Genomic DNA, 25046 nt, shown 5'->3' with positions numbered 1-25046 from the left:
CGATTACATCGAAATGTTCTATAACCCGGTACGCCGGCACGGCAACAACGGAGGACTGTCTCCCGTGGACTTCGAAAAGCAGTATTTTAAGCAGCTGTCAGGCGTCTAGGATATCGGGGGCTTGCCATTGTTCGAGATGATTCATAAAGTGCTAACGCTTTGCTCACCGGTAAATTGGGAGCGCAGCGAGTAATTTATCCGTGTGCAGCAACTTGTTAGAGAGGGCAGACTCAAAAGCGAGCCAGCGCCTCCGAAAATTCGGAATTTGGCGACGAGTAGCATCCTTCATCTGCTTGAAATATGCGCGCACGAGGAACACGCTCCTTCAGCGCACGCAAGAACTTGAACAGCGCGAATACGGTCTCCTCATTCCAGCCTTCACCGGGTCTATAATCAAAGGATACCCCACCCTCTTCGACGCTGACCGAAAGCTCTGGAAGCAGAATGCCTTCGATCTTCAATCCCGCTAAGCAATGTCTGAATGTATCAACCTTTCCTTCAATGAATTGCCTTGCTGGGTATTGAACATCTTGAATTGGGATGTCCATTTGCTGTTCCCTACTCCACAGAGTGGGGGAATGTGCCACTGCACACTGACTCATAACCCACTCGTAAATAGAGACAATTTCTTCGTTGGCCAGATTTTCAACGTAGATATCTGGAAGCATTCCATCATCGACTTCAAACAGATGCTTAACCTGTGGCCACGGATTCATGTTCGTCCTCTAACGCCAACAGCACGCGCGGTTACGGAATGGAGGCGAAGCCGCAATGCAGTAACCGTCGCCGTGACTGGCATGGTTAAAAATTCTTGGCCCGAGGCACACTCACCGTCTCGAAAGTTTTCGGAATATCAACGCTGCGCCAAGCAAAGTGCCACCGACAATTAGATGGGCAACTATTGTATAAATTGTCCAGCTCTTGAAGACCTCAAGGTTGCCGAATAACAGGTTTAACCCATATACCCCGACAAAAATTATCAAACAAATCCAGCTTATGAAGGACAAAACTCGAAATACAGTCTTCATATATGAATCCTATTAGTTACTCATAGCCCAAATCGTTCAATTTTTCTGCTACGCGTTCCGCTGCAATTGGCCCTATTTTCCGACCCCATTCTTGCGCAATAGGAATAAACTCTTGTGCCATTGGACTCAGAACGGAAGCGTACTTTTTGCCGGTCTGTGTTTTGAAAAATTGTATGAGATTCTTGATATCTTCATGAGTATAATATTTGTCATAGATTGGAATAATTTTCGAGTCTAAATATCGAGAATTTTCGTGAACCACATTGTAGATAACGTCCGATATTGCATGCTCTACATCTTTTGGCATGTCAGGGTAGCGATCTTTTTCCTGTGAAATGGCCATCGTGACTAGGCCATTCGCCAATTCCTCAGCAATTGACGCGTTGCCCATTAAATCAAGTAGCTTTTCGATATCCCGTTCCTTGGCCGGAGTGATGCCGTAAGCTGCCGTGGCGAAAATCGTGAACGCCAGTACAAGCAGGAGCTGCATAAATTTCATGATTACTTCCCCATTTTTAACGCTTGCAGCATGCGCGCCCACGAAATGGAGCCGAAGGCGCAATGTAGTGGGCGTCGCCGTGCCTGCACTGGTTATGTGCTTGGACTACTGGGCACACGATTGTAGCGAAAAAATGAAAAGTCCAAACCATACATTACCAAGCAATATCAGCAACTTGATCGCACCGCGAGCAAACGCGGGAATATTTTGATAGCGGTATAAATAGCCAATGACGACCCATTGCACCGCCAGCCACACAGCTGAGAAATACAGAATACCTTTGTGGCACTCTATGTCAGAGGCGGTGTAATAGGCATACCACCAACCCGAAACAATACCCGTGGTGAGAAGCACGAGAATCGCGCAAGACAGCAGATTGCGCCAACGCGGATACTCCGTGCTTAAAAGCTTTTCCTTCGCTTCGGTCAACTTTTCCGTCACTCAAATCCCTTCACGATCTGCCACATAACGCCGCTCAGCACGCGCGGCTACGGAATGGAGGCGAAGCCGCAATGTAGTAGACGTCGCCGTGACTGGCTTGGTTATATCAGATATATAAGTCGTCATCCCGGCGATACTCTAACAACCCATGCCCGACATAGATTTTTGGACAGGATGGGCATTTGTAAAGCTGCTTGGGATCGTTGACAACAAGTATGTGATACCCCAAACAAACGAGCACTCCAGCTACACTCAAGACGTTTTGAAAAATGGCACCGAGCGCAACGCTGAGAACGAGTAATAAGAGAGAGCGCTGGCTTCGGCTATCGCCGGTCCATGTAAAAGCCCCAAAGGGATAGCCCACGTACGGGGCACCATTGAGCTTGACGGTGCCCGCCTTGACTAGCTTTGTGCTACAACTCTTACACCGGAGCATAATTTTTCATTCGGATATAACGCCGCCAGCATGCGCGGCTACGAAATGGAGGCGAAGCCGCAATGTAGTAGACGTCGCCGTGCCTGGCTTTGTTATGTGAAAACCGTTCAATGACAAATCAATTTATTAAACCACGAACAAGTTGATTTAAGCCCTTATCAAAACACTTTTCTTTCACTGTTTCCGAAAAAAGGTCTTTACTTTGTGAGGTTGCATTTAATTCGAAGGCCAATTCAACCAAAAACTCCCATTCATTTTTCAATGGCTTGCTAGTACCACTCAGTATAGCCTCCTTTGTATATCCTTTATCCTTAAACTTTAAAACTAAAGGGATTAGCTTCTGATGAGCATCACAATATTCGATTAAATCTCTAACTAACTGTGCTTCTCTCGACGTAAATTCAGCTAATACCGATGCCGGAAAAACAAAAAAAGAAGCAAACATGAAATATCTAACAAAATTTAACATTTTTTGAACCTTTAATTCTTGCCTTTACCGAAAATCATTTAAATTTAAAAATAATTACTTCACCGTGCGTGTAAGCAACATTACCTTTTACCTCCCCAATACAAGAAAGCATTCCTTTATTAAACCTTTCGAGATCAGCCTGCTCATACACAACTGGAACATAAACATCTCCGTCCAAAACCCGGTACAAAACATTTCCTTTTAAGCTTTTTACCGTAACACCATCAAATGAACCTATTTCCACTTCGTTTACGTCAAAAACCTTCATAAATAACACCACGTTAGCAAGTACATTTTTATGTTTTCATTCGAATTATACTGAAATCAGACTTAAGGAACATCACATAACGCCAGTCAGCATGCGCGGCTACGGAATGGAGGCGAAGCCGCAATATAGTAGGCGTCGCCGTGCCTGACCTGGTTATGTTTTTTAGCACCGAGGCAATTGGATGCAGATCAATCAGAATCTTGCGAACCTGCCTTCGAGACGATACCAAATGTTACTCCAGCGACAATAACTAAATACATAATCCACTTACCCGCAGCCATCTCATACGCACTGTTCGGTTCGCTAAACAAAAACCGATATGAGGTTCCATCCATGTAAATTGCCTCATGTGGCGGAAACAAGAGCACGACCAAAAATATGATCCCACCCCACACTAGGGCTTGCTTCTGTGCTTCGTTCATAGGCTGTCCTCAACTTGAATAAGGAATAAAAGATACAGCGCCTTTCAATATATCCTGAGTTCGCAGAGCGTAACGCAATTCCGCCTGCCAACTTCACTATCCGAAAACATAACGCTTGCAGCATGCGCGCCCGCGGAATGGAGCCGAAGGCGCAATGTAGTGGGCGTCGCCGTGCCTGCACTGGTTATACATTTTCTATCGATTCTGACGCTAAACTACCTGGCGTCTCGACTTTGTAAAAGATTTTGTTAATTTCCTGATTGGCAGCTATTTCAGATGCGTACTTCGGGGCAAATTCCGATAAAGAATCAAGTATGGCGCTGAAATAGGTTCTCCGGTTATCCCACCCTAACCAGTCGAAAAGGCTCTTCATTTGCTTTCGAGCTGCTTGCTCCTCGCCAATCACGGAGAGATAGCAAGCAGTAGCGAACATGTTGCGAAATGGCATATCCGTTTGATTTGCCGAATGCTGCTCTATGATAGCGCTGAGCTTCAGGAGCGATTGCTTGCTGGTTCCCACGGTGTTCTCCTTTGGTTTTCATCTGTATAACATTTGTATATGAGTCTGAATGATCACTTTGCCCCTGACTCATATCTCAATTCAACAATCCCCCAAAACTAGGTAGAAAATCCCCTAAGGTCAACAACTTCCACCCATAATCCTGATCCCGTTCCCAAACAAAAACGATCACTATGATGACTATCCACGTTTTGGAGCACCATTGCAGTTTATTGATTTAATTGCGAAATTAACGGAATTCCATAAATAGTCCGAGTTCATGGTCGCAATGATCATTTTTCCTGGTTTTACCGCGGTTCTGTCTTCCTAATAGGCACAAAAAAAGCGCCGTGCTCAAGGAGGCAGGGCGCTTTTTTCAGCGGGGCTGGCTTACAGCTTGGGGCCAGCCGCCACGATCGCGTCAGACACATCGAACTTCTTGAAGTTCTCTACGAACTGGCCGATCAGTTCGGCGGCCTTGGCGTCGTAGTCTTCCTTGTTGGCCCAGGTGTTGCGCGGGTTCAGCAGGTTGTTGTCCACGCCAGGTACGTTCACCGGTACCTGCAGATTCAGCGACGGCAGGTGCTCGGTTTCGGCGTCGTCCAGGTCGCCATTCTGGATGGCGCTGATGATGCCGCGGGTGGTGGGAATGCTGAAACGCTCGCCCACGCCGTAGGAGCCGCCGGTCCAGCCGGTGTTGACCAGGAACACCTTGCTGCCGAACTCGTCCATGCGCTTCATCAGCAGCTCGGCGTATACGCCGGCCGGGCGCGGGAAGAACGGTGCGCCGAAGCAGGTGGAGAAGGTGGACTTCAGCTTGGAGGAAGAGCCCATTTCGGTGGAACCCACCAGCGCGGTGTAGCCACTCAGGAAGTGGTAGGCCGCGGCTTCCTTGCTCAGGATGGACACGGGCGGCAGTACGCCGGTCATGTCGCAGGTCAGGAACACAATGTGCGAGGGCTCGCCGGCGCGGTTTTCCAGTACGCGCTTCTCAACGTGCTCCAGCGGGTAGGCGCAGCGTGAGTTCTCGGTGAGGGACACGTCGGTGTAGTCCGGCTCGCGGGTGTCTTCGTCGATCATCACGTTCTCGACGATGGCGCCAAAGCGGATGGCGTCCCAGATGATCGGCTCGTTCTTCTGGCTCAGGTCGATGCACTTGGCGTAGCAGCCGCCTTCGATGTTGAACACGGTGCCGGGGCCCCAGCCGTGCTCGTCGTCACCGATCAGGAAACGCTCGGGGTCGGCCGACAGGGTGGTCTTGCCGGTACCGGACAGGCCGAAGAACAGGCAGGTTTCGCCGTCTTCGCCGACGTTGGCGGAGCAGTGCATCGGCAGTACGTCTTTCTCGGGCAGCAGGAAGTTCTGTACCGAGAACATGGCCTTTTTCATTTCACCGGCGTAGTGCATGCCGGCCAGCAGTACTTTGCGCTTGGCGAAGTTGATAATCACGCAGCCGTCGCTGTTGGTGCCGTCACGCTCGGGCACGCATTGGAAGTTGGCGGCGTTGAGGATCTGCCACTCCTGCTTGTCGGCCGGGTTGTAGCTGTCCGGGCGGATGAACAGGTTGCGGCCAAACAGGTTCTGCCAGGCGGTTTCGGTGGTCATTTTCACCGGCAGGTAATGCTCCGGGTCAGCGCCGACGTGCACGCTGGACACGAACCGGTCTTTCTCGGTGATGTAGGCTTCCACGCGATCCCACAGGGCATCGAACTTGTCAGCGTCGAACGGACGGTTAATCGGCCCCCACTGGATATCGTCGGCCGTGCTCGGCTCTTCGACGATGAAGCGGTCCATGGGTGAACGGCCTGTGCGTTCGCCGGTGCGAACAACCAGTGAACCGTTGGCGGCCAGTTGGCCTTCGCGTCTTTCCAGTGCCAGCTCGACCAGTCGTGCTGAACTCAGATCATTATAAGTGTTGCTCACTTCGACCTCGCCCTCAGGGTGTCTTCGTGATTGCTCGGCCGCCTCCGGAACTGGCGGAAAACTGAGCAATCGGGTCAATTCAGGCGCGCTATTATGCCAGAGACGCCGGTAAAAAACGACAGCCCGGAAAGCCCCGTCAAATCAGGCTTCCGGGCGGATTCACAGTGACCTCAGTGTAGCGTATGGCCGGTGAAAAGATGATCAATATCATTCCTATCGAAGCGATAGTGGGCGTGACAGAACTGGCAGTCCATCTCGATGGAGCCCTGCTCGTCGAGGATGCTGTAGCACTCGTCGCGGCCGATGGCTTCCAGCGCGCCGAGGGTGCGTTCCCGCGAGCAGCTGCAGCGGAAGGCCACCGGTTCGGCGTCGAACACCCGCACGGTTTCCTCGTGGAACAGCCGGTGCAGCAGGGTTTCGCTGTCCAGCTCCAGCAGTTCGTCGGCTTCCACGGTGCGGGCCAGGTGGTTGATGCGGTCCCACAGGTCTTCGTCGTTGTCGCTGGTGCCGGGCAGGCGCTGCAGCAGCAGGCCGGCGCAGGTGGTTTCGTTGGCGAAGATGATCAGGCTGGTGGCCAGCTGTTCCGAGCGCTCGAAGTACTCTTCCAGGCAGCCGGCCAGGGTGTCGGCTTCCCGCGGCACCACGCCCTGATAGCGCTGGCCCTGGTCGGGGGTGATGGTGATGGCCATGCGGCCATCGCCCAGCAGGTTGTGGAAGGTTTCTTCCATCACCGCGTGTTCGTCAAAGCGGGCCAGGCCGCGGATTTTGCGGTCGTGGCTGCATTCGGCCATCAGCGTGCGCAGCGGGCCTTCGCCCTGGGCCTGCAATGACAGGGTGCCTTCGAACTTGAGGGTGCTGCTCATCAGTACGCTGGCCACCAGCGACTCGCCCAGGAGCTGGCGCACGGTGTCCGGGTAGGGGGCCTGGCTGACAATTTCCTGGTAGCTCTCGCCCAGCTGCACCCAGGCGCCACGCACCTGGCTGTGCTCGAAGATAAATCGCTGGAACTGGTCCCGGGATGCCATGGTGATGTCTCCTGAAAATAATAATGTGATAAAGGGGCACTGAGAAAACGGGTTTGCGGGCGTTGCCGGTGCTGCCGGGAATCAGATGTTGTTCTGTTCCCGGAACCGCTGGATGTCCCGACGGTCTTTCTTGGAGGGCCGCCGGGCCGGGGGCAGTTGCGCCGCTTGCATGGTTTTGCGCTGCCACGCCAGTTCCTCGCGGCGTTTCACGCTGTCATCGGTTTCGTGGTAGAGCTTCTGGGCTTCCGGGGCGCCGCGGCGGCGGTCGCTGATGTCGTCGACAACAACGATGCGTTCCTGCCAGCCCAGCCTGAGGGTGAGCCTGGCGCCGGTTTCCACCAGCCTTCCGGGTTTGCAGCGCTGGCTGTTGTAGTGAACCTTGCCGCCTTCGATGGCTTCCTTGGCCAGGGAGCGGGTCTTGTAGAACCGCGCGGCCCACAGCCATTTGTCGAGGCGAACTCGCTGGTCGTCGGTGTTGCTGGTTGCCGTCATGTCTCCTCACCTGATGAGCGTATGGTCATATTATAACCGGCTCATCCGCCCGATGGCAGAGGCTGTCGCTGGCGCAGGGCGGGCAGGATTTCACTGAAGTGGTGAATCGAGGGAATGTCCGGGTGCCTTTCCCGCGCCTCTTGCTGGCTGTCCGGGGCCAGAATGGCCAGGCACTGGGCGATGCCGGCGGCACGGGCGCTTTCCAGTACCGGGAAGCTGTCGTCCACCATCAGGGTGTGCTCTGGCCGGTACGGCTCCCGCTGCGCCAGATCGCGCCAGAACTGGGGGTCTTCCTTGGGTTTGCCCAGGTCGTGGCTGGAAATGATGTCATCCACGCGGTGGTTCAGCCCGGTGTGCTGCAGTTTCAGGGCCAGCGGGTCCGGGTGGCAGTTGGTGACGATCACCGAGCGCAGGCCGGCGTCGCGAACGGCGTCGAGAAATTCGGTCACGAAGGGGCGGTACCCGATGCGGTCGCCCACTTCCGCTTTCAGGCCGGTAATGTCCAGCTGCAGGCGGTCGCTCCAGTAGTCGGTGCAGTACCACTGCAGGGTGCCGCGTTCGGCCATGATCATCGGAACAATGGTGTTACGGGCTTCGTCGGGGCTGAGGTCGTAATGCTCGGCATAGCGCGCCGGCAGGTGTTCGAGCCAGAAGTGGTTATCGAAATGCAGGTCCAGCAGCGTTCCGTCCATATCGAGGAACACGGTGTTGAGGGAAGACCAGTTCACCATAAACGAAAACAGCCTGAAGTGAGTGTCACTTCAGGCTGCCGAATCCGCCGGGTTTTGGCAAGCGGGGAAATTACGGATCAGTTGCTGCTTTGGTCTACGGTGTCGGGCTTGCGGCCGGTGCGGCTGCAACCCAGGCAGCGTACGAAGGTGGCTTTGGCGGGGCCCACCACCAGCACTTCACCGGCTTCACCGGCGTTGCCGCCAAGGGCGGAAAACGGCAGCGACACCAGGTAGACCGCGCTGCCGACAATGGTGGTTGCCAGCAGGGCCGGGCGCACGAACAGCGCGTCACCGGTCATCGCCAGGGCGGAAGGCTTTTCGTCGACGGCCCGGGCATGGCCCAGAGAGGAGAACGTCATCAGGCAAACTGCCAGGGTGGTCAATACTGCGCGAGAAATCTTGCCGGTCATTGCTTGTGTCTCCTGAATCTTGCCTGTCTGTCCTGTCCGTCGGCGTTAGGGTCACCGGGCCGCAGGCCATGTCTCATGTATGGCAATTGTAGCCTACATATATGGATACTCTGTTAACTATGAATCATATTTGCTCATTTTCAAACGATTTTTCTGTTTCAGAGTGCTTCAGCGCTGGCAGCGACCACAGTAAACCGTGGAGCGCTGGTTCATGCGGATTTCCTTCAGCGGTGCGCCGCATTCCTCGCAGGGCAGGCTGGCGCGGCCATACACCAGCAGGGACTGGGCAAAGTACCCCGGCTTGCCTTCGCTGTTGACGAAATCCCTCAGCGTGGTGCCGCCCATCAGAATGGCCGCGCTCAGGGTTTCACGAATGGCGGCCACCAGGTGGTTGTAGCGGTCCAGGCTGATGCGCCCGGCCTTGCGCCCGGGATGAATGCCGGCTTTGAACAGCGCTTCGTTGGCGTAAATGTTGCCCACCCCCACCACCACGTGGTTGTCCATGATGAAGGATTTTACCGGCGTCTGTTTGCCCCGCGACAGGCGGAACAGCAGCGCACCGGTGAATTCCGGCGCCAGCGGCTCCGGCCCCAGGCTGGCCAGCAGCGGGTGCTGGTCCGGTGCGACGGACCACAGCCAGCAGCCGAACCGGCGGGGGTCGTTGAACCGCAGGCGCACGCCGCTGTCCAGTTCCAGCTCCACATGGTCGTGGGTCATCAGCGGGGCGTCGTCGGTGATCACCCGCAGGCTGCCAGACATGCCCAGGTGCACGATGGCGCTGCCGTTATCGACCCGCAACAGAAGGTACTTGGCGCGGCGTTCCACGCTGTGGATGGTGGCGCCGGTCAGGTTGTCGTCCAGCTCCCGGGGGATGGGCCAGCGCAGACTGCGGTTACGAATGGTCACCCGCTGGATGGTGTGGCCCTCGCAGTGGGGCGCGATGCCGCGGCGGGTGGTTTCAACTTCGGGTAATTCGGGCAAGGGGCTCTCTCCGGTCAGCTGGGGCGGGGACGATCTGAAACCGGATAAGTGTAATCAGTAACAAATTTTCGTCCAAATGCAGTTGTTGGGGCTTACATCTGTACGCTAAAGTGCCCGGTAAGGTTCGCCGGCCACCGCCGGTCAGCCACGATTTTATTGAGGATTGAGTATGTGGTTTAACGGTCTCCTTGACCTTTCGGTGATGCAGCTGATTCTGGTTGCCCTGGGCATGACCCACGTCACCATCGTAAGTGTAACGCTGTATCTGCATCGCCATTCAGCGCACAACTCGCTGGATCTGCACCCGGTTCTGAAGCATTTCTTCCGTTTTTGGCTGTGGCTGACCACGGCCCAGAACACCAAGGAATGGACCGCGATCCATCGCAAGCACCACGCCAAGTGCGAAACCGAGGAAGATCCCCACAGCCCGGTGGTTCTTGGCATCCGTAAGGTGCTGTTCGAGGGCGCCGAGCTTTATGCCGAGTCCGCCACGCCGGAAACTCTGGAACGTTACGGCCAGCGCACCCCGGAAGACTGGATCGAGCGTAACGTATACAGCCGCTACAAGATGCTGGGCATTGCCCTGTTGGCCGTGATTGACCTGCTGTTGTTCGGTGTGCACGGCATCTGGATCTGGGCGGTTCAGATGATGTGGATTCCGGTGTGGGCGGCCGGTGTGGTCAATGGCATTGGCCACTGGATGGGGTATCGCAACTTCGAGTGTGCGGACAACGCCCGCAATATTTCGCCGTGGGGCATCCTGATCGGTGGTGAGGAACTGCACAACAATCACCACACCTATCCGAATTCCTCCAAGCTGTCCCGCCGCTGGTTCGAAGTGGACATCGGCTGGGGTTACATTCGCCTGTTCCAGCTGTTTGGCCTGGCCAAGCCCAAGGGCTTCAAGCCCATTGCCCACTACGTGCCGGGCAAACAGGACGTGGACGTGGAAACCGTTCAGGCCATCGCCAACAACCGTTTTGATATCATGCGCCAGTACCGCAAGCGGGTGATGGAGCCGGTGCTGCGTCAGCAGAAGTCGCTGATGGACGATGAGATTCGTCCGCGCTATCGCAAGCTCAAGCAATTGCTGTCCCGTGAAGTGTCGCTGATCAAGCCCAAAGAGCAGGAGCACCTGGAAACGGTGCTTGAGCGCAACGCGGTGCTGCGCCAGATCTACGAGATGAGCCATGAGCTGCAGGAACTGTGGCGCAAGCGTGGCGTGAAGCCCCAGGAAAAGATGCAGGCGCTGATGGAGTGGTGCAAAGAGGCGGAGGCCAGCGGCATTCGTTACCTGGAAGACTTTGCGGCGCACCTGCGGGCCTATTCCCTGCGCCCTTCGGTGTAAACCTTCCTCAGATGTCTCCGGGTTCCCCGACCCGGAACAGGCAATAGGTCACCTGGCCGGCGGACTTCTGCCGGTGCAGGGACCAGTTCGGCGGAGTCTGAGGCGTTGACCGCTCGCTTTCGTGCTCCACGTAGACCCAGCCGCCGGGCCTGACCCAGCCATTATCCGCGATCAGTGGTATCAGCTTTTCCAGCCAGCCCTGGCGGAAGGGCGGGTCCATGAACAGAATGTCGAAAGGGGTGGCCGGTGGCTGGCCCAGAAAGGCATCCACGCTCTGGCAGATCACTTCCCCGTTATCTGATTTTAATAACCTCAGGTTGCTGCGCAGGGCCTGGGCCAATGTCGGCGTGTGGTCGACGAAAACGGTGGCGCCGGCGCCGCGGGACAGGGCTTCGAGGCCGAGGGCCCCGGAGCCTGCGAAGAGGTCGAGGCAGCGGCGCCCGGCCAGGTGGTAGTTCAGCCAGTTGAACAGGGTTTCGCGGGTGCGGGCCGGGGTGGGGCGCACGCCGCCGTCGTCGGGGAAGCGCAGTTTGCGGCTGCGCCAGTCGCCGCCGATGAGGCGCAGTTCGCCGCCGCTGCCGCTACCGGGTCTGGCCGATGCGTGGCGCGGGTGTTTCTTGCCGTTGGGGTGTTTCGGTTTCTGGCCCATGCTGCCTGCCGCTGTCTGGTGGTTGGCGCTATGGTAACGGAAAATCCGCCGGTCGCCATCCGCAGGACCGACGGGTGAACCGCCCCAATTCCCCGCGACAGTCTGCTAGACTATCGCCTTTCTTTTTCCCGCCCATTTTCAATTGATGGTATGAGTATGACCGCAGAGTGGATTGCAATCGGCCTTCTGGCCCTTCTCGTTTTCATTTTTGCGCTGGATCTGGCCGGGAACCGGAAGCGGGTTCCCCGCCCGAAACCGGTTCCGCAGAAGAAGCCGGAACCCCAGCCGGGCGCTGAGCCGGTTGCCCCCCAGGCGGAGGCGCCGTCGAAAGAAGAGGCAGCCGAACCGGCGGTGGCCGAACCCGCGGAGCCTGCCGCTCCGCAGCCGGAAGCACTGGTGCCGGAGCAAGCCCCGGAACCGGTCGCCGAAGAACCGGCGGTCAGCGTTTTCGAACGTATTCGCAAGGGCCTGGGAAAAACCCGCGCCACGCTGTCGTCCGGTCTGTCGGATCTGTTTGCCGTGGGCAAGAAGATTGACGAGGACCTGCTCGAGGAGATCGAAACCACCCTGCTGATGGCCGATGTGGGCGTAACGGCCACCTCTGAGATCATCGAGTCGCTGACCGACAAGCTGGAGCGCAACCAGCTCAAAGATGGCGCCGCGCTGCGCCAGGCGCTTCGCGATGAACTGCACGGGCTGCTGGCGGGCGTGACCAAGCCGCTGGAGCTGAACACCGGCAAGAAGCCCTACGTGATTCTGATGGTGGGCGTAAATGGTGTGGGCAAAACCACCACCATTGGCAAGCTCACCAAGAAGTTCCAGACCGAGGGCAAGTCGGTGATGCTAGCCGCCGGCGACACCTTCCGCGCCGCTGCGGTTGAACAGCTGCAGGTCTGGGGCGAGCGCAACAACGTGCCGGTGGTGGCCCAGCACACCGGTGCTGACAGTGCCTCGGTGATTTTCGACGCCATCCAGTCTGCCCAGTCCCGCGAGGTCGACGTGGTGATCGCCGATACCGCCGGTCGTCTGCAGAACAAAGACAACCTGATGAACGAGCTCGAGAAGGTTGTGCGGGTGATGAAAAAGCTCGACGACTCCGCGCCCCACGAAGTGATGCTGGTGCTGGATGCCGGCACCGGCCAGAACGCGCTGAGCCAGGCCCAGGTGTTCCAGCAGGCGGTGGGCGTCAGCGGCATTACCCTGACCAAACTGGACGGCACCGCCAAGGGTGGTATTGTGTTCGCTATCGCTCGCCAGTTGCAGTTGCCCATTCGCTTTATTGGCGTGGGCGAGCAGGTGGACGACCTGCGCAGCTTTGATGCCGAAACCTTTGTGGATGCCCTGTTTGACGACCAGTAACTGCAGTACCGGCCGATGATCGAATTCCGTCAGGTCACCAAACGCTACGACAGCGACCACACCGCCCTGCGCCAGGTGAACTTCAGCCTGGCCCGGGGCGAGATGGCGTTTCTGACCGGCCATTCCGGCGCCGGTAAAAGTACCCTGCTCAAGCTGATCATGGTGATGGAGCGCCCCAGCGCCGGCGAAGTGGTGGTGGGTGGTCAGGTGCTCAATACCCTGCCCAGGCGCCAGATTCCCTATATCCGCCGGCATATCGGTGTGGTGTTCCAGAATCACCAGTTGCTGTTCGATCGCACGGTGTTCGACAACGTCGCCATGCCGCTGGAGGTGATGGGTGTGCCGACGCGGGACATTGGCCGGCGGGTGCGCGCCGCGCTCGATAAGGTCGGGTTGCTGAGCAAGGAAAAGATGAACCCGCTGCAGCTGTCCGGCGGGGAGCAGCAACGGGTGGGCATTGCCCGGGCGGTGGTCAACAAACCGCCGGTACTGCTGGCGGATGAGCCGACCGGTAACCTCGACCCGGAGCTGTCGGCCGACATCATGCACCTGTTTTCCCAGTTCAGTCAGGTCGGCGTGACGGTGCTGATTGCCAGTCACGACATTGCCCTGATCAACGATATGCAGCGACGCACCCTGACTCTCGACCACGGCCAGCTGATCGCCGGAGGTGGTCATGGCCGCTGAACCCCGGAAGCGCAAGGGCGCCAACCAGTCCCGTTCGCCGCTGCAGCAGCAGGCCGAGAGCTATCTGGTTCACCATCGCAAGGTCGCCCGCGACAGTGCGGAGCGGCTCTGGCGCACGCCCATCGCCAGCATGATGACCTGGGCGGTGATGGGGGTGGCGCTGGCGTTGCCGGTGGCGCTGCTGCTGTTGCTGACCAGCCTTCAGGGCGTGAGCGCCGGCTGGGAGAGCAGCGCGCGCATTACGGCCTATCTTAAAGAAAGCGTGACTCTGGAGAGCGCGAACGCGCTACGGGCCGAGGCCGAAGCCGACAGCCGCGTGCTCGAGGTGGAGCTGATCGACAAGCAACAGGCGCTGGCGGAATTCCGCTCGTCGTCGGGGCTTGAGGATGCGCTGGATTACCTCGAGGGGAATCCGTTGCCGCACACGCTGCTGGTGACCCCGGACGAAGCCTCCCGCACCCCCGGCGGCGTGGAAGCGCTGGTCATGAGGCTGGAAGGGATGACGGGCGTCGACCGGGTGCAGGTGGACCTGGGCTGGCTTCAGCGCCTCAACGCGATGACGGACCTGCTTGCCCGTGCGGTCTGGGCGCTGGCGTTGCTGCTGGCAGCGGCGGTGGTGCTGGTGATTGGTAACACCGTGCGTCTGGCCATCGAAAACCGGCGCGATGAAATTCTTGTGGCTAAAATGGTTGGTGGCACCGATGCGTTCGTGCGCCGCCCGTTCCTGTACACCGGCGCCTGGTTCGGCCTGGGTGGAGGCGTGGTGGCCTGGCTGCTGCTGCAGATATCACTGTGGTGGCTCAGCGGGCCGGTGGAGCGGCTGGCGGGCCTGTATCGCAGTGACTTTTCACTCAACGGCCTGACCTTCGACGGCGCGCTCGCGTTGCTAATCGTGGCGATGCTGTTAGGCTGGCTGGGTGCCTGGGTTGCGGTGAAGCGCCATCTGGATGCCATTGAGCCGGGCGAAATCGCCGGGGGCTGATCCGGGGTTACGGGAAAACCGTATTGAAAAGCGTGACCTCAACGGCGTAGTGTTTTGAGCGTAACGGGAACAGCGAGATTTTTTCCAGATTGTTGTTTTGTAATGGGTTACTGGAAAAGATCAGGAACTTATCAAGGTCTTGGCGGTTTAAATATCAATTGGTATATTTAGTGGCCGCCAAGGTCGGAGGATACAAGCATGGGTACGAGTTTACAGCTGATTGACAGACTGGTTCCGGGTGCCAACCTCGAGTCCTACATCCAGGCTGCGAGCAGGATTCCGGTACTGACGGCTGATGAAGAACGCGAGCTTGCCGAACGCCTTCATTACGAAGACGACGTTGACGCCGCTCGCCAGCTGGTACTCTCACATCTGCGGTTTGTGATTCACATCGCTCGCAGTTATTCCGGCTACGGGCTGGCCCAGGCCGACCTGATTCAGGAAGGCAACGTCGGGCTGATGAAAGCGGTCAAACGCTTCAACCCGGAATACGGCGTGCGTCTTGTGTCCTTCGCGGTACACTGGATCAAGGCTGAGATTCACGAGTTCATCCTGCGCAACTGGCGCATCGTGAAAGTGGCCACCACCAAGGCCCAGCGTAAGCTGTTCTTCAACCTGCGCAGCCAGAAAAAGCGGCTGGCGTGGCTCAGCCATGACGAGCTCAATGCCGTAGCGGCGGATCTGGGGGTAGAGCCCAGAGTGGTGCGGGAAATGGAAGGCCGTCTTGCCTCCCAGGACACCGCCTTCGATGGCCCGATGGACGATGACGACGACAACGCCTACCAGGCCCCGGCGCATTATCTGGAAGATCGTCGCAGCGATCCTTCGGTGCAGCTCGAGAACGCCGACTGGACGGAAGATTCCAACGGTCGTCTGATGCAGGCCCTTGAACACCTCGACGAGCGCAGCCAGGACATCCTGCGCGAACGCTGGCTGACCGAGAGCAAGTCGACCCTGCACGAACTGGCGGACAAATACGGTGTGTCAGCCGAGCGCATTCGCCAGCTGGAAAAGAACGCCATGAAGAAGATCCGGGCCAGCATGGTTGAAGCGGCCTGACGCCGCCGCTCCCCGGGCTTTTCGAACGCCACCACGCTGTAAAAAGCGGGTGGCGTTTTTGTTTTTAGAAGAGGAATAATACGATGGCTCACCAGGACCTCCGCATCGCCTTTCTGGGCATTGGCCTCATGGGTTCGCCGATGACCCGGAATCTTCTGGATGCGGGCTTTGCAATGACGCTCTGGAACCGTACGGCAAGTAAGTGCGCCCCCTTCCAGGATCAGGCAACTATTGCCGAATCTCCGGACCAGGCGGTGCAGGACGCAGACGTTGTCATCACCATGTTGGAAAACAGCGATGTGGTGGAGCAGGTGCTGGTGAATCAGGGTGCGATTGCGGCGCTGAAAGATGGCGCCCTGCTGATTGATATGAGCTCCATTCAGCCGTCCGTGGCCCGCCGCCACGCTGAGCTGGCGGCCGAGCGCGGCGCTGGGTATGTGGATGCGCCGGTGTCCGGCGGCACGGTGGGCGCGGCGGAGGCCCGCTTGAGCATCATGGCCGGTGGCTCGGAGCAGGATGTGGATCGGGCGCGGCCGGTGTTTGAGGTGCTGGGTAAATGCACCCGGATCGGTCCGGTGGGCTCCGGCCAACTGGCGAAACTGGCCAATCAGGCTATTGTTGGTATCACCATCGGTGCGGTGTCCGAAGCGCTGCTGCTGGCGGCGAAGGGCGGGGCAGACCCCGCGGCCGTGCGCGAGGCGCTGATGGGCGGTTTTGCCGGCAGCCGAATTCTGGAGCTGCACGGCCAGCGGATGATTGACCGGGATTTTGCCCCCGGCGCGCCGGCGCGGATTCAGCTCAAGGATCTGCGGATGATTCTGGACGAGGCCCGTGCCGAAGGCCTGACACTGCCGTTGTCGCAACAGGTTCATAACGAGTACCTGTCGCTGATTGCCAACGGTCACAGCGATGTCGATCACAGTGGCCTGTTGCTGGAGCTCGAGCACGTCAACGGGGCGCTGCTGGGGTCAAAAGCGTTGCGATCAAAAGGACCGAAAGGAAACTGACATGCCCAGGTTTGCTGCCAATCTGTCGATGCTGTTCACCGAGGTGCCCTTTCTGGAGCGCTTCGGTCAGGCCCACAAGGCGGGGTTCACCGGGGTGGAATATCTGTTTCCCTACTCCTGGCCGGCGGAAGACCTGCAGCAGGCGCTGCGGAAAAACGGGCTGACCCAGGTGCTGTTCAATCTGCCCCCCGGTGACTGGGAGGCCGGGGAGCGGGGCATTGCCTGCCTGCCGGACCGGGTGGATGAGTTCCGCGAGGGCGTCGCCAGGGCCCTGGCTTACGCGCGGGTGCTGGAATGCCGCCAGTTGAACTGTCTGGCGGGCCTGCGCCCGGCGGATCTGGATGAGGATCTGGCCTGGCAGACGCTGGTCGACAACGTGCGCTGGGCCGCCGAGCAGCTGGCGCCCGAGGGCATCACCCTGTGCCTGGAGGCGATCAATTCGCGGGTGGACATGCCGGGCTTCTTTCTGGACACCTCGGCGCAGGTCATTCGCCTGATCGAAGAAGTGGATGCCGACAACGTGCGCCTGCAGTATGACCTGTATCACATGCAGATCATGGAAGGGGACCTGATCCGCACCATGGAATGCCTGCTGCCGTGGATCGGCCACATCCAGTTCGCCGATAACCCGGGCCGGCACGAGCCCGGCACCGGCGAGATTAACTTTTCGAATGTTTTCGATGCGCTGGATGCCATGGGCTATTCCGGGTGGCTGAGTGCCGAATACCGGCCCGCGGGCAGTACCACCGAGAGTCTGGGCTGGTTTCACCACCCGCAATGACCGTCGCCATAGGCGACACCCTCTTACAAGATCGTAACTGGCCGCCTCTCAAACTTCTTCGTACCCTGTTTGTAATGTAATGGTTAACAAGTAATCCGCTATCGGGAGGACAACCGGTGAAAGCGCTGGTAATAGAAGACGATCAGGATGTAGCAAACTACCTTGTCAAAGGGTTGAAGGAATCGGACTTCGTGGTTGACCACGCCGCCGACGGCAAAGAAGGCATGATGATGGCGGCGAGCGAGGATTACGACATTATGATCGTCGATCGAATGCTGCCGGGCATGGACGGATTGGCCATCATCAAGACGGTGCGGGCCACCGGTAACCAGGTGCCGGTGCTGATTCTCAGCGCACTGGGCGACGTCGACGACCGGGTAGAAGGCCTGCGCGGCGGCGGCGACGATTACCTCACCAAGCCGTTTTCGTTCACCGAGCTGCTGGCGCGAATCGAGTCGCTGGTGCGCCGTAACCGTCAGTCCGCCGAGACCGAGACCGTGCTGCGGGTAGCGGATCTCGAGATGGACCTGCTGGCGCGTACCGTGCGGCGGGCCGGTCAGAGCATTGATGTGCAGCCACGGGAATTCCGGCTGCTGGAATACCTGATGCGCAACGCTGGCCAGGTGGTGACACGGACCATGCTGCTGGAGAAAGTCTGGGATTATCATTTCGATCCCCAGACCAACGTGATTGACGTGCATATCAGCCGGCTGAGAGCCAAGATCGACAAGGAATTCGAGACTCCGTTGCTGCAGACGATTCGGGGTGCAGGGTACATGCTGCGTGAAACTGCTTAGTCAGCTCCGGACGTCATCGTTTCAACTGGCACTGCTGTACATGGTGGTGTTCGCCACCTCGGTGTTTCTGCTGCTGGCGTTCATTTACTGGCGCACCGCCGGGTTCATGACCGCCCAGACAGACCAGACCATAGAGGCCGAAATCGCCGGCCTCGCGGAGCAATACCGCGGTCGCGGCATCAATGGTCTGATCACCATTATCCGCGAGCGGGTTGCCCGTGACCCCAACGCCAAATCCATCTACCTGCTGACCACCGACGACTTCCTCAAGCTGGCCGGCAACGTGGAGACCTGGCCGGAAGGGGCGCGTTCGGAAAGCGGCTGGATCAATTTCACCCTCAATGAATCCGTGGGCTGGCAGGGGCCGGAGCGCCTGGCACGTGCCCGCATTTTTGAGGTTCAGGGTGGCCTGCGCCTGCTGGTCGGCCGTGATGTGGATGAACTCACCAATCTCAAGCGGGTGATCGAAACCGCCATCAACTGGGGAATGGGCATTACGCTGGCCCTGGCGTTGCTCGGCGGCTTTTTGATGAGCCGCAGTACCACCAAGCGTATTGAAGTGATCAACAACACCTCCCGCCGTATCATGAACGGGCATCTGTCCCTGCGGATTCCCACCCGGGGTACCGAGGACGATTTCGACCAGCTGGCGGAAAACCTCAACCGGATGCTGGACCGCATCGTGTACCTGATGGAAGGCATTCGCCACGTCTCAGACAGCATCGCCCACGACCTGAGAACGCCGCTGACGCGCCTTCGCAATCAGCTGGAGAACACGTTGCTGTCGGTGGACAACGACGAGGCCCGGGAGCAGGCTGGCCGTGCCGTGGCGGAAGCCGATCAGCTGCTGGCCACCTTCAACGCCCTGTTGCGGATTGCGCGGCTGGAAACCCGGGGCAACTCGGCAGACATGAAGCCGGTCTCCCTGGATGAGCTGGTCAGCGATGCCTGTGAGCTTTACGAGGCGCTCTCCGAAGACAAGGAGCAGGTGTTCGAGCAGGCGCTGGATAAGCAGGTGATGATCGAGGGCGACCGGGATCTGCTGTTCCAGATGGTCAGTAACCTGATCGATAACGCCATCAAGTACACCCCGGAAAAAGGCGTTATCCGGGTGGCGGTACGCCGCGAAGGCACGGACTCGCTGTTTGAAGTCAGCGACAGTGGCATCGGTATTCCGGATGACGAGAAAGAACAGGTGTTCCAGCGTTTCTATCGGGTGGGCAAGAGCCGCTCACTACCGGGTAATGGCCTGGGCCTGAGCCTGGTCAGTGCAGTGGCGGAAATTCATCAGGGCAAGATTGAGCTGTCGGATCACTACCCCGGTAAAGAGTTCCCCGGGCTGACGGTTACGATCCGAATGCCGGCCTACATCGTCGAGAAAAAACGGATCCGGGCGGCCCCGTCGGATGCCCCAGGCGGTGCCGGAAACGGGGAGCCGAAAAGCTCCCCGTCGGAAACCTCCGGGGCCTGACGCTGACGCGCCAGTCAGTGCCCGGAGACACCACGGAAGCGGTTAACGCGATCCATCACCGGACGCAGAACCGCATCGGTGCGGGATTCCACGAAGGTGAAGAGGCCTTCCACCTGGGACCGGCGGCGATCGATTTTCGCCTGAATGCTGTCCCACTCGCCTTCCAGATGCTTTTGCTCAACCATCAGAAATGCCGCCAGGTTATGGCGATTCAGGCGACCGGTGATGCCGTACTGGTCAAGTCGGTAACCGAGGGCGTCCAGGCCGCTCAGGGCGGTGTTCATCAGTTTCTGGGTGTTCATGCGGGTTCCCCGTTGTGTTCTTAAGGAAGATCGTGAGTGCTGGGCATGAACGCTATGCCGAATCTCTAGAGTGCGCAACCTAATCTGATCCGCTGACGGGGGTTCCCTGACCAAAACGTAATAGCTCGGACAGCCTGGTGTAATCCCCGCTGTGCATAATGGAAACTGTAGACTTGGAAGCCGGCGGTAATAACCGCTTGCTTCCCCCTCCAGCACAGCGCTAGCCTTACCCCGTTTTGACGGGGTTTTTTTATGCCCGTCGAATCCACCCCTGAACGGACGGCACAGCACCCCATGAAACAGCAATCTGCCCCACCACGGCGAGCCCGGTACATCACGCCGCAAGGCGAACAGGCGCTGCGCGAAGAACTGCGTTACCTGTGGAAGGAGAAGCGCCCGGAGGTCACCCAGGCCGTGCGCGAAGCCGCTGCACTGGGCGACCGCTCGGAGAACGCCGAGTACATCTACGGCAAAAAGCAGCTGCGGGAAATTGACCGCCGCGTTCGCTTCCTCAGCAAGCGCCTGGACGAGCTGACGGTGGTGGATCGGTTACCCGACGACCGCAACAAGGTGTTTTTTGGCGCCTGGGTCACCATCGAGCACGAAGACGGTCGCGAACAAAACTACCGGCTGGTGGGGCCGGATGAGTTCGATCTGACGCGCGGCTACCTCAGCGTGGACTCTCCCATGGCGCGGGCGCTGATCGGCAAGCGCCTTGATGACGAGGTCAGCGTGCGTACGCCGGACGGGTGGCAGGCGGTGGTTATTACCGCGATTCGGTATGAGACGCCGGCAGCCGACTAGTGAAAACCGTCACAAACCTGACGACTGACCGGGTTTTTTGTCGTCTTTGGCGATAGACTGATCAAAATTTGGCAGATTGATCAGTTTTTGGCATGCTGGCAGCAAGTTCTGACGGACCCACAACCGGCATGTCATCCAAAGGCAGATGGTATGGACGCACGCACATTCTGGAAAACGGCTGGTGGCATTGCACTGGTTGTCACATGGCTTCCCCTGACGGCAACCGCGCAGAGCGTTGCAGCCGGTGATGACGAGGCCGGCGCATTCGACTACCGCGAGCGATCCACCGTAGAGACCATTCCCTTCCGTTCCATTGAAGAAGAAACCCTCGCCAATACGGTGATCGAGGGCGGGCTGGAAGCGCCCGCGGCCGGCGTGCCGGTGCAACCCCGCACCGATGAGGACTTCTATCTGGACCCGCTCGCGTTACAGCCCCGTGATCCGCGCACCGACCTGGGGCGCTATGAGATTCCGGTGGAATTCCGCTTCAGCAATCCGAAACAGATTCCCGGCCAGACCCACAGCAACAACTACATGATCCGGCCGCCGGAAAACCGCACTTACGAAGCGCAGAACATCAACATGATCGAGCGTTAAGCGGCAACGATCTGTTCTGCCGTAGCTTTCCCCAACACGTCTTCGAAGAAGAAGTTCAGCGCCTGGCTGGCCTGGTTCAGTCGTGCCCGTGACAGTTTGATACGGTCTTTCAGATAGCAGAGGAACAGCTGGCAGTCGTCGGGTGCCAGATGGTCAGGATCTTTCAGGCCGTGAAACAGCACGAACCGGGAAATCCAGTGCAGGTAGGTCTGCTCAGCCCGCTGGTTGAGCTGGTGTTTGCGGATGGCATCGTTAACGCGGCCAACAAGGCCTGGCTGGGATTGTTCCAGCGCTTCGGTAATGTTCATGATGAGGGTTCCGGAATGTATCGTTGTTGTTATGGTGCGCGCATCTTATGACAATCGTTTGAACGTCGCAAAATTTTCCGGGCGCAATGGGTGCCGGGGTCAGATCGGGCCGCAGCAGGGGCGGCCGGACCCCGGCATCGGGGTTATTTCACCGAATTCAGCTTGTCGATGTACTTCTGCATGGCTTCTTCGCTGGAGGTACCCTTGAGCTCGGCCCAGGCGTCGTACTTGGCACGGCCGACGAAATCCATCATGCCGGGGCGCTTGCCGCTGACATCGCCTTCGGTTGCCTGTTTGTACAGCGCGTAGAACTCCAGCTTCATTTCATTGGACGGTTTGAAGTCGCCCTCAGCGGTCTGAATGTAATTCACCGCTTCATCGAATTGCGCTTTCAGGTCACTCATCTTGGGTTCCTTGTTTTGTTGGAGGTGCGTCCGTTATTGACGGTCTGGCCGAGTATAGCCAGACCGGTGCCGGCCGTCATTGACTGATCTGCCCTGGCAAAACTTTGCCCGGCCGCACAGTTTGGCCACACGCTGGCCACTTTTTGCTTGAGTGGTTCGTGAATCCTGTGTAAGGTTCGGCTCGTTGCGGTCCAGGATGGCTCGCACAAGGGATTGAACAATTGCAAATGATTTGCACAGGGAGCAAGCGCATGTCTTCAAAAGACGGTTCCGTCGCGCCTAAAGAGCGCATCAACATCAAGTACGTCCCCGCCACCGGCGACCAGCAGGCTGAAACCGAACTGCCGCTGAAAATGTTCGTGGTTGGCGATTTCAAGGGACAGCCCGAAGAAACCCCCATCGAAGATCGCAAGGCCATTTCCGTCGACAAGAACAACTTCCGTTCGGTGATGAAAGAGGCCGGTCTGAGCCTGACCACGTCCGTATCCAACAAGCTGGAAGACAACGCCGACGATCTGCCGGTCAACCTCGAGTTCCAGACCCTGGACGATTTCTCCCCTGACAGCATTGCCCGCCAGGTGCCGGAGCTGAACAAGCTGATCGAGCTGCGCGAAGCGCTGGTAGCCCTCAAGGGCCCGCTGGGTAACGTGCCGTCCTTCCGTTCCAAGCTGCAGGAGCTGCTGGATAACGAAGACGCCCGGGGCAAGCTGCTGGCCGAACTGGACCTGGCCACAGCGGGCAGCGAGTAAGCAAACACTCGCTGACGATTTCCGACTCAATTCAAAACGTACTGAAGGGATGTGGTATGTCTGATACTGCTGTGCAGCAATCTGCTGCCTCCGAATCCGTAGCAGAAGGGTCCTTGCTGGACCAGGTCATGGCCAACAGCCGTATGGCGCCGGCCGATGAGGGCTACGACGTAGCGCGCAAAGGGGTGGCGACGTTCATCGCCAACCTGCTCAATAGCGAAGAAAAAGGCCAGCCGGTCAACAAGGCGCTGGTGGACCAGATGGTGGTTGAGCTGGATCGCAAGATCAGCGCCCAGATGGACGAAATCCTGCACGCGCCCAAGCTGCAGGAGCTGGAGTCCTCCTGGCGTGGCCTGAAGCTGATGGTCGATCGCACCGACTTCCGCGAGAACATCAAGGTGGACATCCTCCACGCCACCAAAACCGAGCTGCTGGAAGACTTCGAGTTCGCGCCGGACGTTACCCAGACCGGCTTCTACCAGCACATCTATTCCACCGAATACGGCCAGTTCGGCGGCGAGCCGGTCGGCGCGGTGGTGGGTAACTACGCGTTCACCCCGTCCACCCCGGACATGAAACTGCTGCAGTATGTGTCGTCCGTCGGTGCGATGGCCCACGCGCCGTTCCTGTCCTCCGTGGCACCGTCGTTCTTCGGCGTCGACAGCTACCAGGAACTGCCGGCGATCAAGGAACTGAAGGCCGTTTTCGAAGGCCCGAAATACGCCAAGTGGCGCTCCCTGCGGGAATCCGAAGACGCCCGCTACCTGGGCCTGACGTCGCCACGCTTCCTGCTGCGGGTGCCTTACGACCCCACCGAAAACCCGGTGCGCAGCTTCAACTACAAGGAAGACGTATCCGCTGACCACGAGCACTACCTGTGGGGCAACACCGCCTACCTGCTGGCCACCCGCCTGACCGAAAGCTTCGCCAAGTACCGCTGGTGCCCGAACATCATCGGTCCGCAAAGCGGTGGCGCGGTGGAAGACCTGCCGGTGCACCTGTTCGAATCCTTCGGCCAGTTGGAAGCCAAGATTCCGACCGAAGTGCTGATCACCGACCGTCGCGAGTACGAAATGGCCGACGAGGGTTTCATCGCCCTGACCATGCGTAAGGGCAGCGACAACGCGGCGTTCTTCTCCGCCAACTCGGTGCAGAAGCCGAAGCAGTTCCCGAACACCAAGGAAGGCAAGGAAGCGGAGACCAACTACAAGCTGGGTACGCAACTGCCTTACATGATGATCGTGAACCGCCTGGCGCACTACATCAAAGTGCTGCAGCGCGAGCAGATCGGCTCCTGGAAAGAGCGTCAGGACCTTGAGCGGGAACTGAACACCTGGATTCGTCAGTACGTGGCCGACCAGGAAAACCCGCCGGCGGACGTACGCAGCCGTCGCCCCCTGCGCGCCGCGCAGGTGACCGTCTCCGACGTGGAAGGCGATCCGGGCTGGTACCAGGTGTCCCTGGCCGTGCGCCCCCACTTCAAGTACATGGGCGCCAACTTCGAACTGTCACTGGTTGGCCGGCTGGACAAGGATTAATCCGTGTTCCAACACCCGGCCAGCGACGGATCGCAGGCCAGTGGCGGCAGCCTGTTCGAACGACTGGAGCAGGCGGCCGCACCGGCTGGCCAGAGCATCGGGGAAGTGACCCACGTTGTTGAATCCATCAAGCGCCACCTGGTCCGCCTGCTGAATGCCCACCCGGGCAACAGCGCCAGCGTACCGGATCTGGGCTTGCTGGATTTCAACGACGCCACGCTTGGCACCCACGATCTGAGCGTTCAGATCCGCGGCGCGATCCGACAGTGCATTGAGAAGTTTGAACCCAGGGTAAAGCGGGTGGATGTGGTGGCCTTGCCACCGGGTCCGGACCCGCTGCAATTGAAGTTCCAGGTGACGGTATATCTGAACATTGCAGGAAGCGATGACAGAACCACGATTGACCTGGTTTTGGATGACAAGCGCTACTACCGAGTGATGTGAACTGTCTGTCACCGGTATGTAGTAAGCAGACAAGGATGAGAGTGGGCCCGCCCGCTCGGAGTCAGCGGGGAACAGCGATACCTTTTCTTACGGGAAAAAGAACTCGCTTCGCTCAGACACCTTTCTTCCCTACAGA

Annotated in this window: 32 protein-coding genes; 15 read left to right on the top strand and 17 right to left on the bottom strand. The window is 58.4% G+C overall.

Features of this window, described 5'->3' with window-relative positions; genetic code table 11:
* On the top strand, positions 1–109 hold a 109-nt coding region (locus DYI22_RS08565; RefSeq protein WP_213477651.1), incomplete at its 5' end, for an IS3 family transposase.
* A 121-nt stretch (positions 110–230) separates the two neighbouring features.
* Here DYI22_RS08565 and DYI22_RS08560 read toward each other — a convergent pair.
* The 13 genes from DYI22_RS08560 to mutM form a co-directional block, all read right to left on the bottom strand.
* Complete coding sequence (locus tag DYI22_RS08560; RefSeq protein ID WP_213477628.1) at positions 231–716, bottom strand: hypothetical protein; 486 nt, start codon at positions 714–716, stop codon at positions 231–233.
* A gap of 328 nt (positions 717–1044) precedes the next feature.
* Complete coding sequence (locus DYI22_RS08555) at positions 1045–1527, bottom strand: DUF2059 domain-containing protein (protein WP_138435701.1); 483 nt, start codon at positions 1525–1527, stop codon at positions 1045–1047.
* A gap of 105 nt (positions 1528–1632) precedes the next feature.
* A complete protein-coding gene (locus tag DYI22_RS08550) occupies positions 1633–1968 on the bottom strand; it encodes a hypothetical protein (RefSeq protein WP_213477627.1) in 336 nt (111 codons plus the stop codon).
* Between the two features lie 554 nt (positions 1969–2522).
* Positions 2523–2873, bottom strand: coding sequence for a hypothetical protein (locus DYI22_RS08545; protein WP_213477626.1), 351 nt, complete (start codon positions 2871–2873; stop codon positions 2523–2525).
* Between the two features lie 34 nt (positions 2874–2907).
* Entirely contained in the window at positions 2908–3141 is a 234-nt protein-coding gene (locus DYI22_RS08540) for a hypothetical protein (RefSeq protein ID WP_213477625.1), read from the bottom strand.
* Between the two features lie 188 nt (positions 3142–3329).
* Positions 3330–3563, bottom strand: a complete 234-nt coding sequence (locus DYI22_RS08535; RefSeq protein WP_213477624.1) for a hypothetical protein — start codon at positions 3561–3563, stop codon at positions 3330–3332.
* A 184-nt stretch (positions 3564–3747) separates the two neighbouring features.
* Positions 3748–4083 carry a hypothetical protein gene (locus tag DYI22_RS08530; protein WP_213477623.1) on the bottom strand — a complete coding sequence of 112 codons (336 nt, stop codon included), beginning with the start codon at positions 4081–4083 and terminating at the stop codon, positions 3748–3750.
* A 369-nt stretch (positions 4084–4452) separates the two neighbouring features.
* Positions 4453–5985 carry a phosphoenolpyruvate carboxykinase gene (locus DYI22_RS08525; RefSeq protein WP_213477622.1) on the bottom strand — a complete coding sequence of 511 codons (1533 nt, stop codon included), beginning with the start codon at positions 5983–5985 and terminating at the stop codon, positions 4453–4455.
* A 170-nt stretch (positions 5986–6155) separates the two neighbouring features.
* Positions 6156–7010, bottom strand: a complete 855-nt coding sequence (gene hslO / locus DYI22_RS08520; protein WP_213477621.1) for an Hsp33 family molecular chaperone HslO — start codon at positions 7008–7010, stop codon at positions 6156–6158.
* Between the two features lie 81 nt (positions 7011–7091).
* Positions 7092–7502 (bottom strand): ribosome-associated heat shock protein Hsp15, encoded by a 411-nt coding sequence (gene hslR, locus DYI22_RS08515; protein ID WP_213477620.1) that lies wholly within the window; start codon positions 7500–7502, stop codon positions 7092–7094.
* Positions 7503–7543: 41 nt separating this feature from the next.
* A complete protein-coding gene (yrfG, locus tag DYI22_RS08510; RefSeq protein WP_213477619.1) occupies positions 7544–8233 on the bottom strand; it encodes a GMP/IMP nucleotidase in 690 nt (229 codons plus the stop codon).
* Positions 8234–8310: 77 nt separating this feature from the next.
* On the bottom strand, positions 8311–8643 hold the full coding sequence (locus DYI22_RS08505) for a hypothetical protein (RefSeq protein ID WP_213477618.1): 333 nt from the start codon (positions 8641–8643) through the stop codon (positions 8311–8313).
* A gap of 168 nt (positions 8644–8811) precedes the next feature.
* Positions 8812–9624, bottom strand: coding sequence for a bifunctional DNA-formamidopyrimidine glycosylase/DNA-(apurinic or apyrimidinic site) lyase (mutM, locus tag DYI22_RS08500; RefSeq protein ID WP_213477617.1), 813 nt, complete (start codon positions 9622–9624; stop codon positions 8812–8814).
* A gap of 169 nt (positions 9625–9793) precedes the next feature.
* Between mutM and DYI22_RS08495 the strand changes: the two genes are divergently transcribed.
* The gene (locus tag DYI22_RS08495) at positions 9794–10972 is read left to right on the top strand and encodes a fatty acid desaturase (protein WP_213477616.1); all 1179 of its coding nucleotides are present in this window, start codon (positions 9794–9796) and stop codon (positions 10970–10972) included.
* 7 nt (positions 10973–10979) lie between these two features.
* Here DYI22_RS08495 and rsmD read toward each other — a convergent pair whose 3' ends face one another.
* The gene (gene rsmD, locus DYI22_RS08490; protein WP_213477615.1) at positions 10980–11621 is read right to left on the bottom strand and encodes a 16S rRNA (guanine(966)-N(2))-methyltransferase RsmD; all 642 of its coding nucleotides are present in this window, start codon (positions 11619–11621) and stop codon (positions 10980–10982) included.
* Positions 11622–11777: 156 nt separating this feature from the next.
* Between rsmD and ftsY the strand changes: the two genes are divergently transcribed.
* From ftsY to DYI22_RS08450, 8 genes are all read left to right on the top strand, one after another.
* A complete protein-coding gene (gene ftsY, locus DYI22_RS08485) occupies positions 11778–12980 on the top strand; it encodes a signal recognition particle-docking protein FtsY (protein WP_213477614.1) in 1203 nt (400 codons plus the stop codon).
* A 15-nt stretch (positions 12981–12995) separates the two neighbouring features.
* Positions 12996–13667 carry a cell division ATP-binding protein FtsE gene (ftsE, locus tag DYI22_RS08480; RefSeq protein ID WP_213477613.1) on the top strand — a complete coding sequence of 224 codons (672 nt, stop codon included), beginning with the start codon at positions 12996–12998 and terminating at the stop codon, positions 13665–13667.
* Entirely contained in the window at positions 13657–14649 is a 993-nt protein-coding gene (ftsX, locus tag DYI22_RS08475) for a permease-like cell division protein FtsX (RefSeq protein ID WP_213477612.1), read from the top strand. The genes ftsE and ftsX overlap by 11 nt, the downstream gene beginning before the upstream one ends.
* Positions 14650–14847: 198 nt before the next feature.
* Entirely contained in the window at positions 14848–15708 is an 861-nt protein-coding gene (rpoH, locus tag DYI22_RS08470) for an RNA polymerase sigma factor RpoH (RefSeq protein WP_213477611.1), read from the top strand.
* Positions 15709–15791: 83 nt separating this feature from the next.
* On the top strand, positions 15792–16715 hold the full coding sequence (locus DYI22_RS08465; RefSeq protein WP_213477610.1) for an NAD(P)-dependent oxidoreductase: 924 nt from the start codon (positions 15792–15794) through the stop codon (positions 16713–16715).
* 1 nt (position 16716) lies between these two features.
* Entirely contained in the window at positions 16717–17496 is a 780-nt protein-coding gene (hyi, locus tag DYI22_RS08460) for a hydroxypyruvate isomerase (protein ID WP_213477609.1), read from the top strand.
* A gap of 116 nt (positions 17497–17612) precedes the next feature.
* Positions 17613–18293, top strand: coding sequence for a winged helix-turn-helix domain-containing protein (locus DYI22_RS08455; protein ID WP_213477608.1), 681 nt, complete (start codon positions 17613–17615; stop codon positions 18291–18293).
* Entirely contained in the window at positions 18280–19764 is a 1485-nt protein-coding gene (locus DYI22_RS08450; RefSeq protein WP_213477607.1) for a HAMP domain-containing sensor histidine kinase, read from the top strand. Before DYI22_RS08455 ends, DYI22_RS08450 begins: the two co-directional genes overlap by 14 nt.
* Positions 19765–19778: 14 nt before the next feature.
* On the opposite strand, the gene DYI22_RS08445 is transcribed toward DYI22_RS08450, so the two are convergent.
* Entirely contained in the window at positions 19779–20066 is a 288-nt protein-coding gene (locus tag DYI22_RS08445) for a hypothetical protein (RefSeq protein ID WP_213477606.1), read from the bottom strand.
* A gap of 294 nt (positions 20067–20360) precedes the next feature.
* On the opposite strand from DYI22_RS08445, the gene greB reads away from it, so the two are divergent.
* Entirely contained in the window at positions 20361–20870 is a 510-nt protein-coding gene (gene greB, locus DYI22_RS08440; protein WP_213477605.1) for a transcription elongation factor GreB, read from the top strand.
* Positions 20871–21020: 150 nt separating this feature from the next.
* On the top strand, positions 21021–21467 hold the full coding sequence (locus tag DYI22_RS08435) for a hypothetical protein (RefSeq protein WP_228300895.1): 447 nt from the start codon (positions 21021–21023) through the stop codon (positions 21465–21467).
* Here the strand turns inward: DYI22_RS08435 and DYI22_RS08430 are convergent.
* The gene (locus tag DYI22_RS08430; protein WP_213477604.1) at positions 21464–21775 is read right to left on the bottom strand and encodes a site-specific integrase; all 312 of its coding nucleotides are present in this window, start codon (positions 21773–21775) and stop codon (positions 21464–21466) included. The two genes, DYI22_RS08435 and DYI22_RS08430, sit on opposite strands and share 4 nt — an antisense overlap.
* Positions 21776–21918: 143 nt before the next feature.
* A complete protein-coding gene (locus tag DYI22_RS08425) occupies positions 21919–22179 on the bottom strand; it encodes an acyl-CoA-binding protein (RefSeq protein ID WP_213477603.1) in 261 nt (86 codons plus the stop codon).
* Between the two features lie 251 nt (positions 22180–22430).
* On the opposite strand from DYI22_RS08425, the gene tssB reads away from it, so the two are divergent.
* From tssB to tssE, 3 genes are read left to right on the top strand one after another with little or no spacing between them, the layout of a single operon-like run.
* Positions 22431–22928 carry a type VI secretion system contractile sheath small subunit gene (tssB, locus tag DYI22_RS08420; RefSeq protein ID WP_213477602.1) on the top strand — a complete coding sequence of 166 codons (498 nt, stop codon included), beginning with the start codon at positions 22431–22433 and terminating at the stop codon, positions 22926–22928.
* 56 nt (positions 22929–22984) lie between these two features.
* A complete protein-coding gene (gene tssC, locus DYI22_RS08415) occupies positions 22985–24466 on the top strand; it encodes a type VI secretion system contractile sheath large subunit (RefSeq protein WP_213477601.1) in 1482 nt (493 codons plus the stop codon).
* A gap of 3 nt (positions 24467–24469) precedes the next feature.
* Entirely contained in the window at positions 24470–24910 is a 441-nt protein-coding gene (tssE, locus tag DYI22_RS08410) for a type VI secretion system baseplate subunit TssE (RefSeq protein WP_213477600.1), read from the top strand.
* The last annotated feature ends 136 nt before the right edge of the window (positions 24911–25046 follow it).

This window comes from Marinobacter lipolyticus (genome assembly GCF_018424605.1).
GTDB classification, from domain to species: Bacteria; Pseudomonadota; Gammaproteobacteria; order Pseudomonadales; family Oleiphilaceae; genus Marinobacter; species Marinobacter lipolyticus_B.
Note: the sequence above shows the minus strand (reverse complement) of the source record. Positions and strands in the feature narration are given on the sequence as shown.

Coding starts and splice junctions, on each gene's coding strand:
- DYI22_RS08560 (WP_213477628.1), bottom strand. CDS start 716: ATGAATCCGTGGCCACAGGTTAAGCATCTGTTTGAAGTCGATGATGGA.
- ftsX (WP_213477612.1), top strand. CDS start 13,657: ATGGCCGCTGAACCCCGGAAGCGCAAGGGCGCCAACCAGTCCCGTTCG.
- DYI22_RS08555 (WP_138435701.1), bottom strand. CDS start 1,527: ATGAAATTTATGCAGCTCCTGCTTGTACTGGCGTTCACGATTTTCGCC.
- greB (WP_213477605.1), top strand. CDS start 20,361: ATGAAACAGCAATCTGCCCCACCACGGCGAGCCCGGTACATCACGCCG.
- DYI22_RS08545 (WP_213477626.1), bottom strand. CDS start 2,873: ATGTTAAATTTTGTTAGATATTTCATGTTTGCTTCTTTTTTTGTTTTT.
- tssB (WP_213477602.1), top strand. CDS start 22,431: ATGTCTTCAAAAGACGGTTCCGTCGCGCCTAAAGAGCGCATCAACATC.
- DYI22_RS08535 (WP_213477624.1), bottom strand. CDS start 3,563: ATGAACGAAGCACAGAAGCAAGCCCTAGTGTGGGGTGGGATCATATTT.
- ftsY (WP_213477614.1), top strand. CDS start 11,778: ATGACCGCAGAGTGGATTGCAATCGGCCTTCTGGCCCTTCTCGTTTTC.
- DYI22_RS08425 (WP_213477603.1), bottom strand. CDS start 22,179: ATGAGTGACCTGAAAGCGCAATTCGATGAAGCGGTGAATTACATTCAG.
- DYI22_RS08435 (WP_228300895.1), top strand. CDS start 21,021: ATGGACGCACGCACATTCTGGAAAACGGCTGGTGGCATTGCACTGGTT.
- hslR (WP_213477620.1), bottom strand. CDS start 7,502: ATGACGGCAACCAGCAACACCGACGACCAGCGAGTTCGCCTCGACAAA.
- ftsE (WP_213477613.1), top strand. CDS start 12,996: ATGATCGAATTCCGTCAGGTCACCAAACGCTACGACAGCGACCACACC.
- DYI22_RS08495 (WP_213477616.1), top strand. CDS start 9,794: ATGTGGTTTAACGGTCTCCTTGACCTTTCGGTGATGCAGCTGATTCTG.
- rpoH (WP_213477611.1), top strand. CDS start 14,848: ATGGGTACGAGTTTACAGCTGATTGACAGACTGGTTCCGGGTGCCAAC.
- DYI22_RS08445 (WP_213477606.1), bottom strand. CDS start 20,066: ATGAACACCCAGAAACTGATGAACACCGCCCTGAGCGGCCTGGACGCC.
- rsmD (WP_213477615.1), bottom strand. CDS start 11,621: ATGGGCCAGAAACCGAAACACCCCAACGGCAAGAAACACCCGCGCCAC.
- DYI22_RS08430 (WP_213477604.1), bottom strand. CDS start 21,775: ATGAACATTACCGAAGCGCTGGAACAATCCCAGCCAGGCCTTGTTGGC.
- hslO (WP_213477621.1), bottom strand. CDS start 7,010: ATGGCATCCCGGGACCAGTTCCAGCGATTTATCTTCGAGCACAGCCAG.
- tssC (WP_213477601.1), top strand. CDS start 22,985: ATGTCTGATACTGCTGTGCAGCAATCTGCTGCCTCCGAATCCGTAGCA.
- DYI22_RS08540 (WP_213477625.1), bottom strand. CDS start 3,141: ATGAAGGTTTTTGACGTAAACGAAGTGGAAATAGGTTCATTTGATGGT.
- hyi (WP_213477609.1), top strand. CDS start 16,717: ATGCCCAGGTTTGCTGCCAATCTGTCGATGCTGTTCACCGAGGTGCCC.
- DYI22_RS08505 (WP_213477618.1), bottom strand. CDS start 8,643: ATGACCGGCAAGATTTCTCGCGCAGTATTGACCACCCTGGCAGTTTGC.
- DYI22_RS08465 (WP_213477610.1), top strand. CDS start 15,792: ATGGCTCACCAGGACCTCCGCATCGCCTTTCTGGGCATTGGCCTCATG.
- yrfG (WP_213477619.1), bottom strand. CDS start 8,233: ATGGTGAACTGGTCTTCCCTCAACACCGTGTTCCTCGATATGGACGGA.